Source organism: Bradyrhizobium sp. CCGB12 (assembly GCF_024199845.1).
GTDB lineage: Bacteria > Pseudomonadota > Alphaproteobacteria > Rhizobiales > Xanthobacteraceae > Bradyrhizobium.
In genome coordinates this window covers 4,970,879-4,986,283 of the sequence record NZ_JANADO010000001.1, presented here as the reverse complement: position 1 = coordinate 4,986,283, position 15,405 = coordinate 4,970,879, and the positions used below count along the sequence as shown (strand labels likewise).

Genomic DNA, 15,405 nt, shown 5'->3' with positions numbered 1-15,405 from the left:
AAACCGACTACTAGTCGGTAAATACCGACCGATGGTCGAAAAGTCAACTGGCCGCCTGTGCGCAATTGGACTAGACGTGAGACATGGCGAAGCAGGCGGAACGGCGCGCGGCGACGACGGAAGCGATCCTGACGACGGCGCGCCGCCTGTTCGGGACGCAAGGATTCACCGCCACCACCATGGACGAGATCGCGGAGGTTGCCGGCATCGCCAAAGGCGCGGTCTATCATCATTTCAAGACCAAGGAGGCGGTGTTCGAGGCCGTGTTCGATCTCGTCTCGCGCGACCTCGTCGTCGAGATCGATGGTGCGGCGCGCGCCGAGAAGGACGTGCTCGCCGCCATGGTCGCGGGCACCCAGCACTACTTCGCCGCGACAGCGAAGGGTCCGACCGGCCAGATCATCCTGCGTGACGGGCCGGCCGTGCTCGGCTGGGAACGCTGGCGCGAGATCGACGCCAAGCATTTCGGCGGCAAGCTGCCGCGCGCGATTGCGGCGGCGATGGAGGCCGGCCTGATCGCGCGTCAGCCGGTCGAGCCGCTGGCGCGGCTGTTGCTGGGCGCGGTCACGGAAGCCGCAGTCGCCTGCGCCGGACGCGCCGATATCGCAAGGGCGGGTGCGGAATATGCCCGTGCGTTCAGGTCGCTGGTCGAAGCGCTGCGCGTCGCGGCATGATCGTGCTAATTGACGTCAACGGAAACGCCAACACCAACAAGAAGAACAGTAGCGCATGAACGCAATGTCCTCCCTGACGCCGTCAGATCCCGAGTTCGACTACATCATCGTCGGTGCCGGCTCGGCCGGCTGCGTGCTCGCCAACAGGCTCTCCGCGAACGGCAAGCACAGCGTGCTGCTGCTCGAGGCTGGCCCGAAGGATTCCAACATCTGGATCCATGTGCCGCTCGGCTACGGAAAACTGTTCAAGGAGAAGACCGTCAACTGGATGTACCAGACTGAACCGGAGCCCGAGCTGAAAGGGCGGCAGGTGTTCCAGCCGCGCGGCAAGACGCTGGGCGGATCGAGCTCGATCAACGGTCTGCTCTATGTCCGTGGCCAGCACGAGGACTATGATCGCTGGCGCCAACTCGGCAATGCCGGCTGGGGCTATGACGACGTGCTGCCCTATTTCAAGAAGGCCGAGAACCAGACGCGCGGCGCCGATCAATATCACGGCACCGGCGGTCCGCTGCCGGTTTCCAACATGGTCGTGACCGATCCGCTGTCGAAAGCCTTCATCGACGCTGCCGTCGAGACCGGTCTGCCCTACAACCCTGATTTCAACGGCGCGACACAGGAAGGCGTCGGCCTGTTCCAGACCACGACGCGCAATGGCCGTCGCGCTTCGACGGCGGTGGCCTATCTCGGCCCTGCGAAGACACGCGGCAATCTCAAGATCGAGACCGAGGCGCTCGGTCAGCGCGTGCTGTTCGAGGGCCGCCGCGCCGTCGGTGTCGAATACCGGCAGGGCGCAAATGTACGCCGCGCGCGGGCGCGGAAGGAGGTCGTGCTGTCGAGCGGCGCCTACAATTCGCCGCAGCTCTTACAGCTCTCCGGTGTCGGCCCTGCCGATCTCCTCCGCAAGCATGGCATTGACGTCGTGCTCGACGCGCAGGGCGTCGGCCACGATCTCCAGGACCATATGCAGGTCCGCATCGTGATGCGCTGCTCGCAGAAAATCACGCTGAACGACACCGTCAATCATCCGCTTCGCCGCACCATGGCCGGCGCGCGTTATGCGCTGTTCCGCAAGGGCTGGCTGACGATCGCGGCGGGCACGGCGGGTGCGTTCTTCAAGACCAGCCCGCGGCTGGCTTCGCCCGACATCCAGGTGCACTTCCTGCCGTTCTCGACCGACAAGATGGGCGAAAAGCTGCACGATTTCTCCGGCTTCACGGCATCGGTGTGCCAGCTCCGGCCCGAGAGCCGCGGGACCTTGCGCATCAAAAGCGCCGACCCGACGGTGCCTCCGGAAATCCGCATCAACTACATGTCGACCGAGACCGACCGCACCACCAACGTCGAAGGCCTGAAGATCCTGCGCAAGATCCTGAATGCGCCGGCGCTGAAGCCGTTCGTGATCAACGAGTACGATCCCGGGGCGAAGGTATCCACGGATGCCGAGCTGCTGGAGTATTGCCGCGAGCGCGGCAGCACCATCTACCATCCGACCTCGACCTGTCGTATGGGCAATGACGCGCTCGCGGTGGTCGACCAGCGGCTGAAGGTGAAGGGACTCGAAGGTCTTCGGGTCGTCGACGGCTCGATCATGCCGGACCTCGTGTCCGGGAACACCAACGCGCCGATCATCATGATCGCCGAAAAGGCCTCCGACATGATATTGGAGGATGCGCGGTAAACACCGCGCGTCGAAAGGATTAGGACTTGGCTACGCGATTCAAGATCGGCACCCGCAAGAGCGCGATGGCGCTGGCACAGACGGAAGAGATTGCGCGCCGCCTGACCGCGGCCGTGCCCGATCTCGACGTCGAGATCGTCAAGTTCGACACCACGGGCGATCTCGACCAGACCAGCAAGCTCTTGCCCCATGGCGGCAAGGGCGGCGCCTTCGTCGCGCAGATCCGCGCCGCTGTACTCTCGGGCGAATTGCAGGCCGCGATGCACTCGCTGAAGGACATGCCGGGCAATGAGGATACGCCCGGCCTGGTCATCGGCGCCACACTGTCACGCGATCCTCCCAGCGATGCGCTGGTCCTTCGCGATGGCGTGACGCTGGCGGCGCTGCGCCAGTCCCGCGGCAAGGGTTTCAAGATTGGTACCAACGCCGTGCGCAGAGCCGCTTATGCGCGGCGCCTGTTTCCGGATGTGGAGGTCATCCACTTCCGCGGCGCGGCCGATACGCGCGTGCGAAAGCTCGACAATGGCGAGAAGCAGCGTCTGCCGGACGGCGGTGCGGTGGGACCGGCCGACGCGCTGATCATGGCGCGTTCGGGTCTCGACCGCGTCGGTCTTTCCAGCCGCATCGCCCACGAATTCACCGCGGCCGAGATGCTGCCCGCGGTAGGGCAGGGCATCGTCGCGGTCGAATGCGCCGCGCAGGACTGGCAGACGCGGCAGATCCTTGCATCGATCGACGATCCCGCCGCGCACGCCAGCGCTGATGCCGAGCGCGAGGTGCTATGGGTGCTCAACGGTCACTGCAATTCGCCGGTGGCGGGCTTTTCGACCATCGCTGGCGATCAGATATCGCTGACGGCGTCGGTGCTCGACCTCTCCGGCAACACCATCATCGAAGCCTCGCGCGCAGGCCCCGCCAATCGTCCGCGTGAGCTTGGCCGTGCCGTTGGGTTGGATCTGCTGGCGAAGGGGGCGTCGGAGATCATCGAGCGCAGCCGGCCGCGCTAGACCTTGCTGCGAGATCACAACCGGCCATTCTACGATTCTGCACCTGTTTTGCCCGACGTGTCAAACGCGCTCGGGCGGCGAGCCATGCCAGTCCAAATCTTTCAATGACTTGTCTACTGTGCATGGGGTTGTTTTCGCGTTTTTTGTTTTTCCGCGCCCCAGGCACGGAAATAGATCACCCCCGTACGCGCTTGACCATCTGCTCGACATGGGCGATCGGCGTTTCCGGCTGGATGCCGTGGCCGAGATTGAAGATGAAGCGCCCTTGCCCAAAATTCGCCAGCACGTTGTCGACCGCGCGGTCGAGCGCGGCGCCGCCCGTGATCAGCACCAGCGGATCGAGATTGCCCTGCACGGCGACCTTGCTCTGCACGCGCTCGCGGATGAAGGAGGGCTCCGCGGTCCAGTCGATGCTGACCGCGTTCACACCGGTCGCCTCGACATAGCCGGGCAGCTGCGCGCCGGCCCCGCGGGGAAAACCGATGATCTTCGCATCCGGCACAATGGCGCGCACGCCTTCGACGATGCGCCGTGTCGGCTCGACCGACCAGCGCGCGAATTCGGCCGGCGGCAGCACGCCGGCCCAGGTGTCGAAGATCTGCAAGGCATTGGCGCCGGCTGCGAGCTGTAGCAGGAGATACTGAATCGAATTCTCGACCAGCACGTCGATGATTTTCGAAAACGCCTCCGGATGCCGGTAGGCCATCATGCGGGCCGGTGCCTGGTCCGGCGTGCCCTGGCCTGCGACCATGTAGGTCGCCACCGTCCACGGCGCGCCGCAGAATCCGATCAGCGCGATTTTGGGATCGAGCGTGCCGCGCACGATCTTCAGCGCTTCGAACACAGGCTTGAGCTTACCGAAGTCGGCGCGCGGCGCCAGCGTCGCGACCTTCGCCGGATCATCCAGGGGATCCAACCGCGGACCCTCGCCAACCTCGAAGCGCACGGAGCGGTAGAGCGCGTAGGGGATCACCAGAATGTCCGAGAAGATGACCGCCGCATCGAAGCCGAATCTGCGGATCGGTTGCAGCGTCACCTCGGCGGCGAGCTCCGGGTTGAAGCAGAGATCGAGGAAGCCGCCCGCCTTGGCGCGCACCTCGCGATATTCCGGCAGGTAGCGGCCGGCCTGCCGCATCATCCAGATGGGCGGGTTGGCCTGACGCTGGCCGGAGAGCACGTCGATGAAAGGCTTTGTCGCAGACTGGGGCACGAGCTGTCCTGATGCAGATTTGAAGTTCCTGATACACCGTGAGCGGTCCGAGCGGAACAGGGGAACCAGCGCAAATGCGCCGCGTTGACCAGCCAATCGAGGAGGATTTTCATGGCTGAGACATTCAACCCTGCGCCGCACGACAAGCATGCCGACGATTTGCGCGAAGCGATCGCCGCCGATCGTCACGCCAAGCTCGATGCCGGTCTGGAAGACACGTTCCCGGCTTCCGATCCCGTCAGCGCCGCCCAGCCGACGCCCTCGAAGGCGGATGCGGACGCCGAGCATCCCTCGCTCTGGGACAAGGTTAAGGCCATCTTCAGCTAGCGGAAGGCCGGATTCCGATAGGGTCGCTAATGTTCTATTAGCGATGCGCTGATGCTTGCGTCCGTACGACTACGGAAAGCAGGCAAATTGCCGCGCATTGCTGCGGCAGTTTCAGAGTTCGATAACAGAAGCGGCAGAGTTTCCGAACGATCGGAGAATTCTGCCGCATGAGTGTTGCTGCCCAAAGAGCCGGATGGAGTCCTCTGCCGCTGCGCGCGGCGGCGTTCGTCGTGCTCACCTGCGCGACCATTCTTGGCGTCAGCGCCTGGCGTGAATGGGCAGCGCGCGACGCGGTGCTCAGAGGTGCCGAGACCGAGATGGCGAACGTTGCCCGTTCGCTGACACAGCATGCAGAGGACAGCCTCGATCTCCTGGATTCCGGCGTCGTCGGCGTCGTCAGCCGATTGGAGATGGACGGCGCGGGACCTACCACCATCGCCAAGCTCGGCAACGTTCTGGAGGCGCGCAAGAAGGCAGTTACCCGCATCCACGGCGTCGCCATCATCGACGACCATGGCAACTTGCTGACCTCGCCCGGCACGATCGGCTCGACCCTGAGTGACGACGGGTTCTTCCGCTATCACCAGCTCTCGCCGAAGCGCGGGGCCCATGTCGGGCGTCCCGTGAAGAGCCTCCTCGACGGTGAATGGATCGTCACCCTGTCGCGCCGCTTCAACAAGCAGGACGGCAGCTTCGGTGGCGTCGTGCTTGCGACCATCAGCGCCAATTATCTCTCGCATTTCTACGAGGAGTTCGAGCTCGGCCGGAACAGCTCCGTGACACTCGTGCATGGCGATGGCATGATCATCGCGCGCAACCCGAGCAATGACAAATTCGTCGGCCGCAGCGTTGCCGAGACGCCGCTGTTCCGCAATGCCAGCCTGCAGCGGCCGGGGGGGGCCTATCATTTCAGGTCGCCGCTGGACGGCGCCGAGCGCGTCAGCTTCTTCAAGCGCAGCAGCCGCTATCCGCTGGTCCTGCTCGCCACCGTCGACAAGGTCGAACTGCTGGCCCCCTGGCGCGCGGCCGCAGCCTCCCGCATGCTCTACGTGGTCGCGCTGGTGATACTGATCGCGATCATCGGTGCCGTGCTGGTGCGGCAGTTGCAGCGGGGCCAGCACATGGCCGCGGCCCTGATCGAGAAGGAGGCTCACTTCCGTCTGCTCGCGGAAGGCTCCAGCGACATGGTGACCCGCATCGGGCTCGACGAACGGCTGCGCTATGTTTCGCCCTCGTCGGTGCGCGTCGTCGGCTGGCGCGCCAATCAACTGATCGGCACGCCCGCGCTGGCCGGCATCAATCCGGAGGACCTGCCGCAGGTTCAGGCGATCGTCGATGCCATGAAGCGTGGCGAGAAGGAGGAGGCGCGCCTCGTCTATCGCAACTCGCACCAGGAGAACGGCGAGGTCTGGCTCGAATCGACCATGCGGGTGACGCGCAAGGACAATGGCCGCGTCGACGGCGTGGTGGCGATCTCGCGCGACATCACCGAACACAAGAGGCTGGAAACCAGGCTCGAGACGCTCGCGATCGAGGACAGCCTCACGGGCCTTGCCAACCGTCGCGGCTTCGACGAACGGCTGAAGGAGGAGTGGGCGCGCGCCTATCGCGACCGCTCCAGCCTCGCCTTGCTGATGATCGACGTCGACCATTTCAAGGCCTACAACGACGAATACGGCCATCCCGCCGGCGACGCCTGCCTCCGCCTCGTGGCGCAGGTCATCGCGGCCGAGACGCAGCGCCCCGGCGATCTGGCGGCGCGCTATGGCGGCGAGGAGTTCGCCATGCTGTTGCCGAACACCGATGCCGCAGGCTGTGCCAGGATCGGTGACCGGGTCCGACGCGCGATCCGCGAGGCGGGCCTCGTCCACACCACCAACCATGCGACCGGTTGTGTCACCGCCTCGCTCGGAGGCGCGGCCTGCCGGCCGGTGCTGGAGCGCACGGCGGGCGTGGTCTCGCTCGTCGAGGCGGCCGACCAGGCGCTCTACGCCGCCAAGGAAGCCGGGCGCAACCGGCTGATGATGTCGGGCGAGGTGGCCAGCCTGATGCCCAGGGCGTCGGGTCAGTAGCTCATCGTCTCAATAGTGCGGCGGGCGCTCGTTGGCAGCGCCCGGCGCATTTGCTTCCGCCTCCTGGAGCCGTTCGTTGAGCTGTGCGATCTGCCGCGTCAGCACGTCGATCTGCTTCCACTGCGCCGTGATGGTCTGATTCAGCGTCTCGATCGTGTCGTCCTGGTAGGTCAGGCGCGTCTCCAACGCGTCGATGCGCTCGCTCAGCGTCTTGATCTCATTCGTCACGGCCGAGCCCCAATTCTTTGTCGCGCAAGTCCCGTTCGCGCGAGCCAAGTTCTTGCAATCCATGGCCGAGCGCGACGCGCTCGTCGAACACGAAGCATTCGCCGCGCCAGCGGCTCTGCGTCTCCGGCACCTCTTCCAGATATCTCAGGATGCCGCCCTTGAGGTGATAGACCTCGGCAAAGCCGCGCGCGAGCAGGTGCGCGCTCGCCTTCTCGCAGCGGATGCCGCCGGTGCAGAACATCGCGATCCTGCGGTGCTTGGCCGGATCGAGCCGTTGTGCCGCAAAATCCTTGAACTGGCCGAAGCTCTTGATGCCGGGATCGACCGCGCCCTCGAACGTGCCCATCGCCACCTCGAAGGCGTTGCGGGTGTCGAGCAGCAGCGTATCGGGCGCCGCGATCAGCGCATTCCATTCGGCCGCGTCGACATAGGTGCCGACCTGCCTTGTCGGATCGGCGGCCGCATCGTCGAGCGTGACGATCTCCTTCTTCAGCCGCACCTTGAGCCGGCCGAACGGCATCGCCGCGGCGGTCGAGAGTTTGAGTTCGAGATTGTCGAGCCTGCCGCCGAACATGTTGCCGTGCGCGAGCTCGTGAACGAGGGCGTCGATCGCCTCCGGCGCGCCCGCGACCGTGCCGTTGATGCCCTCCTGGGCCAGCAGCACGCTGCCCTTCAACTCCAGGCCGGCGCAGAACGCGCGCAGCGGCTCGCGCAGCTCGCGATAATCCGGGAGCGCAGCAAATTGGTAGAAGGCGGCAACCTTGGTGATCGAATTCTCGTCAGACATGGCGGCTCGTTTAGCAGGCGGCCGGCGTCCGGAAAACCCGTCCTGGCCGAACGCCGCGATCGGTCCATACGTCCAGCGGATGGCAGCTATTTCGCTGGTATGCCAGCATTGCCCCGGGCGGCGGGAATGTGTCATGTAGGCCCGGTTTTTCCGAGATGGCGTGCCGTCCGCGGCCACGGCCCAAGAGGCCTAACGAGAGCAAGAATTCGCATGAGAAACTTCCATTTCCCCGGCAGGTCCACGGTCCACGCCACCAACGCGATGGTGGCGACCTCGCATCCGCAGGCCTCGCTGGCCGCGATCGAGGTGCTGCGCGAGGGTGGCACGGCAGTGGACGCGGCCGTTGCTGGCTCGGCCCTGCTCGGCGTGATCGAACCGCAATCGACCGGCATCGGCGGCGACTGTTTCGCGCTGATCCAGCCGCGGGGCGAGGGCAAGATCTTCGCCTATAACGGCTCCGGCCGCGCGCCGAAGGCGGCGAACGCCGACTGGTATCTCGAGCGCAAGATCAATTCCGTGCCGCTGACCTCGGCGCATGCGGTGTCGATCCCCGGCGTGGTCGACGCCTTCGCGACCGTGCTGCGCGATCACGGCAAGTTCGGTTTCGACCGGCTGCTCCAGCCCGCAATCAAGGCGGCCGAAGAGGGCTATGTCGTCGCGCCCCGCATCGCCTTCGACTGGAAGAACCAGTTCGAGAAGCTGAAGGGCGGCACCAACACCGTGCGTTACCTGTTGCCGGGCGGCAAGCCGCCGGTGGCCGGCGACGTCATTCGCCAGGCGGAGCTCGGCAAGACCCTGCGTGCCATCGCCAAGGACGGCCGCGATGCCTTCTACAAGGGCCCGATCGCGGAAGACATGGTCGAGACGCTCAGGGGAATCGGCGGCCTGCACACGCTCGACGATTTCGCCGCGCACACCACCGAGGTGACGACGCCGATCGGCACCAATTACAAGGGCTATGACGTCTGGCAGTGTCCGCCGAACGGTCCGGGCCTCACCATGCTGCTGATGCTCAACATCCTGTCGCGGTTCGACCTGACGAAATACGCGCCGCTCAGCATCGAGCGCTTCCATCTCGAGGCGGAAGCCGCGCGCCTCGCCTACATGCACCGCGAGCTGCATGTCGCCGATCCCGACCACATGCAGATCGAGGTCGCCAAGATCCTCGCCAAGGAATTCTGCGACGAGCACATCGCCAAGATCCGCATGGACGGCATGCTCGATCTCCCGAATGTCGCACCGCCGATGAACCCCTCGACCATCTACATCACGGTCGTGGACAAGGACCGCAACGTCTGCTCGTTCATCAACTCGATCGCGCACTCCTTCGGCTCCGCGATCGTCTCCAACAAGACCGGCATTCTGCTCCAGAATCGCGCCGGCGGCTTCCGCATCCAGCCCGGCCATCCCAACTGCATCGCCGGCGGCAAGCGGCCGCTGCACACGATCATGCCGAGCCTGCTCACCAGGGGCGGTCGTTCCGTGATGCCGTTCGCGGTGATGGGCGGCCAGTATCAGCCGGTCGGCCAGACCCACGTCGTGACCAACATCCTCGACTATGGCTGCGACGTGCAGGAGGCGATCGACATGCCGCGCGGCCTGCACTACGAGGGCCAGTATCAGCTCGAGGACAGTGTGCCCCCCGCGATCGTCGAAGGCCTGAAGAAGCTCGGCCACAAGACCACCAGCGTGGTCGGCCCGCTCGGCGGTGCCCAGGCGATCTGGATTGACTGGGAGAAGGGCACGCTCACGGGCGGTTCCGATCCGCGCAAGGACGGCTGCGCGCTGGGCTATTGATCACAAGCGCGCGGGGCGAAGTTCCTCGCATCAGGATCAGGAAGATTTGACAAAGGGTGACGCGGCAATTGCTGCGTCGCCCTTTCTCGTTCGGAACTGCGCTCATCGCTCCCAGTTAAGGGGCGATGAGCGGTGCAGGCGTGCGCTGCTGTTCTTGCCAGCGGCGGAGGCCGTCCATGTCCGACAAATCAAGTTCCAACGCATCCGGATTCGATCGGCGCGCCTTCATCGCCGGCGCCGCCGGGAGCGCGCTCGTCCCGATGACGGCGCGTGCCGCCACGCAGGATGCGAATGCGCCGGTCGCCCGGGATCCGGCGCTTCCCGTCGACGTCACGCTTCGCGTCAACGGCAAGGACAAGCGCCTGAGCATCGATGCGCGCACCACGCTGCTCGACGCGTTGCGCGAGCATCTGAAGCTCACCGGCAGCAAGAAGGGCTGCGATCACGGCCAATGCGGCGCCTGCACGGTGCTGATCGACGACCGGCGCGTGGTGTCGTGCCTGACCCTTGCGCTTGCCGCCGAAGGGCAGGAGGTCACGACGATCGAAGGCCTCGCCACCGACGACCGTCTGCATCCGATGCAGCAGGCCTTCATCGACAACGACGCGTTCCAGTGCGGCTATTGCACGCCCGGCCAGATCATGTCGGCCGTCGCCTGCGTCAAGGAGGGCCACGCAAACAACGAGGCCGACATCCGCGAATATATGAGCGGCAACATCTGCCGCTGTGCCGCCTATCCCAACATCGTCGCCGCGGTGAAGCAGGCCGCGCCCGAGATCATGAAAGGCTAGGCGCATGCGACCGTTTTCGTATCAGAGGGCAACAGACCCTGACATGGCCGTGCAGGCGCTCGGCGCCGCCGCGGCCGCGAACAATCCGCTGACCCAGGCCCCCGCGCAGCCGCTCGCGGGCGGCACCACGCTGCTCGATCTGATGAAGCTGGACGTGATGCGGCCGGCCGCGATCGTCGATATCAATCCGCTGGCGCAGGCCTGGTCGGCGATCGAGCCCAAGGGCGACAGCTTGCGGCTCGGTGCGCTCGCGAAGATGTCCGATGTGGCCGCGCATGACGAGATCGAGCGCAACTACCCGGTGATTGCCAATTCCCTGAAGCTCGCGGCGAGCGCCCAGCTGCGCAACATGGCAACGCTCGGCGGCAACGTGATGCAGCGAACGCGTTGCAGCTATTTCCGCGATGTTTCTTATGAGCATTGCAACAAGCGCAATCCAGGCTCCGGCTGCGCGGCCATGGACGGCGTCAACCGCATGCATGCTGTGCTCGGCGTCTCCGATCAATGCATCGCGACCTATCCCGGCGATTTCGCGCAGGCGTTGATTGCACTCGATGCCATGGTCGAGATCACGGGCAAGGCCGGCACGCGCAGCATGCCGTTCGCGCAGCTCCACAAGGCACCGGGCAGTACGCCCGACATCGAGACCACGCTTCAGCCCGGCGAGTTGATCTCGGCCTTTGCTATGCCCGGGCGCTGGCCGCGCTCGGTGTATCTCAAGGCGCGCGACCGGCAATCCTACGAGTTCGCGCTGTCCTCGGCTGCGGTCGCGCTCGACGTGCAGGACGGCACGATTCGTGACGCGCGCGTCGCGCTCGGGGGTGTCGCCACCGTACCCTGGCGAGCGCGCGAGGCGGAGGCGCTCTTGAAGGGACAGAAATTCGACGAGGCCCTGGCGCAGCGCGTCGCCGATGCCGCTTTCGCAGACGCCAGGGGGCGGCGGCACAACAGTTTCAAGATCGCGCTCGGCAAGCGCGTGGTGGCACGCGCGCTCCAGCAAGCCGTAACGATGGAGATCTGATCATGACCGCTGCTGCTCCCGAGCCGAAGGCGAACATGGGCAAGCCTGTGCCGCGTTATGACGCGGTCGTAAAGGTCACGGGACGCGCGACCTATGCGTCCGACATGCCGCTCGCCGACCCCGCCTATGCGTTCCTCGTCACCAGCGCGATTGCCAAGGGACGGATCGACAGCTTCGATCTCGATGATGCCAGGCGCGTCCGCGGCGTGATCGACATCGTCACCCACGAGAACGCGCCGAAGCTGAAGGAGTCGAAGCTGTTCAGCAATGGCGGCCATGCGGGCACGACGATCCAGCCGCTGAAGTCGGCCGATATCGCCCATGACGGCCAGATCATCGCGGTGGTCATTGCCGAAAGCTACGAGGCGGCGCGCGAGGCCGCCAACCGCGTCAAGGTCAGTTACACGGCCACCGCGCCCAGCGCGACCTTCGACTCGCCCGGGACGACCACGGCGGCCGCGAAGGGGCAGAATGCACAGTTCAAGGAAGACCCGAAGGTGGGTGATTTCGCGAAGGCGTTCGACGAGGCCGAGGTCAAGCTGACCGCCTCCTACGAAACGCCGACGCAGCATCACAATCCGATGGAGTTGTTCTCGACGAGCTGCGCCTGGATGGGCGACAACCTCGTCATCTACGAGCCAAGCCAGTTCGTCTACGGCCTGAAGAACGGCGTCGCCGAACAGCTCGGCATCGACGCCGACAAGGTGCGCGTGGTCAATCCCTATGTCGGCGGTGGCTTCGGCTCGCGCGGCTCGATGACACCGCGCACCGCCATCATCGCCGCTATCGCCAAGCGCCTGAACCGGCCGATCAAGCTGGTCCCGACCCGCGACCAGGGCTTTACCATCACCACCCATCGCGCCGAGACCCGCCACGAGATCAAGCTTGGTGCGCGCCGCGACGGCAAGCTGGTCGCGCTCAGGCACGAGGGCGCCGAGGTCTCTTCGCGCCCCGACGCCTATTGCGTCGGCGGCACCAAGACGACGACCCGGCTCTATGCCTGTCCGAATGTCGACAGCCTCGTCTCGATCGTGCGCGCCGACCGCAACACGCCAGGCTTCATGCGCTCGCCACCGGAGGTGCCGTATCTGTTCGCCCTGGAGAGCGCGATGGACGAGCTGGCGGTGAAACTGAACATGGATCCGGTCGAGCTTCGCCGCATCAACGACACCACCAACGAGCCGATCACCGGCAAGCCCTATACGTCGCGCTCGCTGATGGCCTGTTTCGACGAGGCCGCCAAGGCGTTCGGCTGGGCGCAGCGCTCGCCGCAACCAAAATCGATGTCGGACGGCGACTGGCTGATCGGCTATGGCTGTGCCTCAACCTGCTATCCGACGCAGATGGGGCCGGCCGCTGCGCGGGTGCGGCTCCAGCGCGACGGCCGTACCCGCGTCGAGATCGCCGGCCACGAGATCGGGACCGGCGCCTACACCGTCATCGCCCAGATCGCGTCAGAGCGGCTCGGCGTGCCGCTCGAGAAGGTCGCGGTCTTCATCGGCGACAGCGATCTGCCGCCGGCGCCCGTTGCCGGAGGCTCGAACTCCACGGCCAGCACCTGCTCCGCGGTGATGATGGTGTGCGACCAGATCCGGCAGCGCCTGTTCAGGGCGGTGATGCCGAGCCAGAGCCTGACGGACAAGGCCAAGGAGACCGTGGGCATCGGCCAGACACCGGCCACGCAGGCGGCGAAGGGCGACCGCCCGCTCGACCTGGAGAAGGCCTTCGACGCGCTCGGTGTCGGCGTCGTCGAGGAATATGGCGAGTGGAAGCCGGACGGCGCGCCGCTGGATTCCTTCCGCGCCATGCATAGCGGGCAGGTGCGGCTCGTGGGCGGTCACTCGATGAAAGACCAGATCGCCTATGCGTTCGGTGCGGAGTTCGTCGAGGTCCGCATCAACCGCTTCACGCACGAGATCCGCTGCCCCCGTCTGGTCGGCGCTTTCACCGGAGGCCGCATCATGAACCCGCGCACGGCGCGCAGCCAGCTGATGGGCGGACTCATCTGGGGCATGTCGTCGGCGCTGCTGGAGGCCACCGAGATCGACGAGCGCACCGCGCGCTACGTCAACGACAATCTTGCCGACTACCTGGTGCCCGTGAATGCGGACGTCTCCGGCGTCGAGGTCATTTTGCTCTCCGAGCAGGATGATCACATCAACCCCGCCGGCGTGAAAGGACTCGGCGAGCTCGGCAATGTCGGCACCAATGCGGCGATCTGCAATGCGATCCATCATGCGACGGGCCAGCGCATCCGCAAGCTTCCGGTCCGGCTGGAAAATATCGAGGTGTGAGGGGTGGAAACCTCATCCGCGTTGCGCTAGACACCTCCCGCCTCAAACGGAAGGTGCCTTATGCAGCGTTTCCAGCGCGCGCTCCTCGCCCTGATGTCGGCACTCGCGATCACCGTGATCGCCAGCGTGTCGCATTTCGTTTCCACCCCGGCCTCGGCCCAGACCGCAGGAAAGACCATGACCACAGCTTCAGGCTTGCAGATCATCGACGGCGTCGTCGGCACTGGCGCTTCGCCAAAGCCGGGCCAGATCTGCGTGATGCACTACACCGGCTGGCTCTACGAGAACGGCCAGAAGGGCAAGAAATTCGACTCATCGGTCGACCGCAACGAGCCGTTCGAATTCCCGATCGGCAAGGGCCGCGTCATCGCCGGCTGGGACGAGGGCGTCGCCTCGATGAAGGTCGGCGGCAAGCGCACGCTGATCATCCCGCCGCAGCTCGGCTACGGCGCCCGCGGTGCCGGCGGCGTGATCCCGCCGAACGCGACGCTGATGTTCGACGTGGAATTGCTCGCGGTGAAGTGAGCGAAGGTCCCCACGTCGTCATGGCCGGGGCAAGCCCGGCCATGACGGAGAAAATAGCGTGAAACAAAAAGACCGGCCTCTCGGCCGGTCTTTTCGCTTCTCAGCTCTAGGGGCGTCACTCTGTTGCGCGACGTGCCGCAGCCGCGGCGCGATCCATCGCGTCCTTCGCGGCGTCCTTGGCATCGCCCATGGCCTGCTGGCCCTTGCCCTTCACCTCCTGGACCGCGCCTTCGCCCTTCATGCGGTCGGAGCCGGTGGCTTCACCGATGCCCTGCTTGGCCTTGCCGATTGCCTCGTTGGCGGTGCCCTTGATCTTGTCGCTCGTGCTACCCATGAAACTCTCCTTTCAGATTGCTCGCAACGACAACATCTTACGGCTATGGGGGTTCCGAATTTGGTATGGCTAGCAGGCGCAGCTTTGGGTTAGTTTGCCGCGGACGGAACCAACAGAAAGCAAGTCCCATGACCGGCCATGATCATTCGCATTCCCACCATGACCACGATCACGACGATCGCTGGAAACATGACGGCGTGCGTGTCATTCCCGGCAACCAGCTCGACACCAATGTGCCGTCGACGGCCGGCATGGACCGCGCGGCCGCCATCAACTTCGCACGGGTCGGTGCGCAGAAATTGTGGGCAGGCACGGTCAGCATCAAGCCCGACGCCAAGACCGGTGCGCATCACCACGGTCATCTCGAAAGCGTCATTTATGTCGTGAAGGGCAAGGCGCGGATGCGCTGGGGCGAGAGACTGCAATTCACCGCAGAGGCGGGTCCCGGCGATTTCATCTTCGTCCCGCCCTACGTCCCGCATCAGGAGATCAACGCCAGCCCCGACGAGGTGCTGGAATGCGTGCTGGTGCGCAGCGACGGCGAGGCGGTGGCGATCAATCTCGACATCGAGCCGATCGAGAAGCCCGAGACCGTGCTGTGGATCGATCCGGTGCACCGCGATCCGAACGAGAAGAAGTAAGGCTGCCGAGGGGAGC

At 65.3% G+C, this 15,405-nt stretch carries 15 protein-coding genes; 11 read left to right on the top strand and 4 right to left on the bottom strand.

Annotated elements, in window-relative coordinates; genetic code table 11:
* Nucleotides 1-83: 83 nt before the first annotated feature.
* The 3 genes from NLM27_RS23290 to hemC are packed head-to-tail and all read left to right on the top strand — an operon-like array spanning nucleotide 84 to nucleotide 3,362.
* Nucleotides 84-674, top strand: a complete 591-nt coding sequence (locus NLM27_RS23290) for a TetR/AcrR family transcriptional regulator (protein ID WP_254145547.1) — start codon at nucleotides 84-86, stop codon at nucleotides 672-674.
* Nucleotides 675-729: 55 nt separating this feature from the next.
* Nucleotides 730-2,355: a GMC family oxidoreductase gene (locus NLM27_RS23285; protein ID WP_254145546.1), complete on the top strand. Its 1,626-nt coding sequence runs from the start codon at nucleotides 730-732 to the stop codon at nucleotides 2,353-2,355.
* 26 nt (nucleotides 2,356-2,381) lie between these two features.
* Entirely contained in the window at nucleotides 2,382-3,362 is a 981-nt protein-coding gene (hemC, locus tag NLM27_RS23280; protein ID WP_254145545.1) for a hydroxymethylbilane synthase, read from the top strand.
* A 175-nt stretch (nucleotides 3,363-3,537) separates the two neighbouring features.
* On the opposite strand, the gene hemE is transcribed toward hemC, so the two are convergent.
* Nucleotides 3,538-4,572, bottom strand: a complete 1,035-nt coding sequence (hemE, locus tag NLM27_RS23275; protein ID WP_254145544.1) for a uroporphyrinogen decarboxylase — start codon at nucleotides 4,570-4,572, stop codon at nucleotides 3,538-3,540.
* Between the two features lie 111 nt (nucleotides 4,573-4,683).
* Here hemE and NLM27_RS23270 point away from each other — a divergent pair, with 111 nt between their 5' ends.
* A complete protein-coding gene (locus tag NLM27_RS23270) occupies nucleotides 4,684-4,899 on the top strand; it encodes a hypothetical protein (RefSeq protein WP_254145543.1) in 216 nt (71 codons plus the stop codon).
* 167 nt (nucleotides 4,900-5,066) lie between these two features.
* The gene (locus NLM27_RS23265; protein ID WP_254145542.1) at nucleotides 5,067-6,971 is read left to right on the top strand and encodes a diguanylate cyclase; all 1,905 of its coding nucleotides are present in this window, start codon (nucleotides 5,067-5,069) and stop codon (nucleotides 6,969-6,971) included.
* Nucleotides 6,972-6,980: 9 nt separating this feature from the next.
* Here NLM27_RS23265 and NLM27_RS23260 read toward each other — a convergent pair whose 3' ends face one another.
* Together NLM27_RS23260 and NLM27_RS23255 are read right to left on the bottom strand one after the other, a co-directional pair.
* The gene (locus NLM27_RS23260) at nucleotides 6,981-7,199 is read right to left on the bottom strand and encodes a SlyX family protein (RefSeq protein WP_254145541.1); all 219 of its coding nucleotides are present in this window, start codon (nucleotides 7,197-7,199) and stop codon (nucleotides 6,981-6,983) included.
* Complete coding sequence (locus tag NLM27_RS23255) at nucleotides 7,189-7,986, bottom strand: rhodanese-related sulfurtransferase (protein ID WP_254145540.1); 798 nt, start codon at nucleotides 7,984-7,986, stop codon at nucleotides 7,189-7,191. The genes NLM27_RS23260 and NLM27_RS23255 overlap by 11 nt, the downstream gene beginning before the upstream one ends.
* A gap of 210 nt (nucleotides 7,987-8,196) precedes the next feature.
* Between NLM27_RS23255 and ggt the strand changes: the two genes are divergently transcribed.
* The 5 genes from ggt to NLM27_RS23230 all read left to right on the top strand — a co-directional run bounded on the left by ggt (nucleotide 8,197) and on the right by NLM27_RS23230 (nucleotide 14,414).
* Nucleotides 8,197-9,783: a gamma-glutamyltransferase gene (gene ggt, locus NLM27_RS23250; RefSeq protein ID WP_254145539.1), complete on the top strand. Its 1,587-nt coding sequence runs from the start codon at nucleotides 8,197-8,199 to the stop codon at nucleotides 9,781-9,783.
* 176 nt (nucleotides 9,784-9,959) lie between these two features.
* Entirely contained in the window at nucleotides 9,960-10,574 is a 615-nt protein-coding gene (locus NLM27_RS23245; protein WP_254145538.1) for a (2Fe-2S)-binding protein, read from the top strand.
* A gap of 4 nt (nucleotides 10,575-10,578) precedes the next feature.
* On the top strand, nucleotides 10,579-11,595 hold the full coding sequence (locus tag NLM27_RS23240; RefSeq protein ID WP_254145537.1) for a xanthine dehydrogenase family protein subunit M: 1,017 nt from the start codon (nucleotides 10,579-10,581) through the stop codon (nucleotides 11,593-11,595).
* 2 nt (nucleotides 11,596-11,597) lie between these two features.
* Nucleotides 11,598-13,889 (top strand): xanthine dehydrogenase family protein molybdopterin-binding subunit, encoded by a 2,292-nt coding sequence (locus tag NLM27_RS23235; RefSeq protein ID WP_254145536.1) that lies wholly within the window; start codon nucleotides 11,598-11,600, stop codon nucleotides 13,887-13,889.
* Nucleotides 13,890-13,949: 60 nt separating this feature from the next.
* Nucleotides 13,950-14,414, top strand: coding sequence for an FKBP-type peptidyl-prolyl cis-trans isomerase (locus NLM27_RS23230; protein ID WP_254145535.1), 465 nt, complete (start codon nucleotides 13,950-13,952; stop codon nucleotides 14,412-14,414).
* A 115-nt stretch (nucleotides 14,415-14,529) separates the two neighbouring features.
* On the opposite strand, the gene NLM27_RS23225 is transcribed toward NLM27_RS23230, so the two are convergent.
* The gene (locus NLM27_RS23225; RefSeq protein ID WP_254145534.1) at nucleotides 14,530-14,748 is read right to left on the bottom strand and encodes a CsbD family protein; all 219 of its coding nucleotides are present in this window, start codon (nucleotides 14,746-14,748) and stop codon (nucleotides 14,530-14,532) included.
* A 128-nt stretch (nucleotides 14,749-14,876) separates the two neighbouring features.
* On the opposite strand from NLM27_RS23225, the gene NLM27_RS23220 reads away from it, so the two are divergent.
* On the top strand, nucleotides 14,877-15,389 hold the full coding sequence (locus NLM27_RS23220) for a cupin domain-containing protein (protein WP_254145533.1): 513 nt from the start codon (nucleotides 14,877-14,879) through the stop codon (nucleotides 15,387-15,389).
* Nucleotides 15,390-15,405 lie beyond the last annotated feature (16 nt).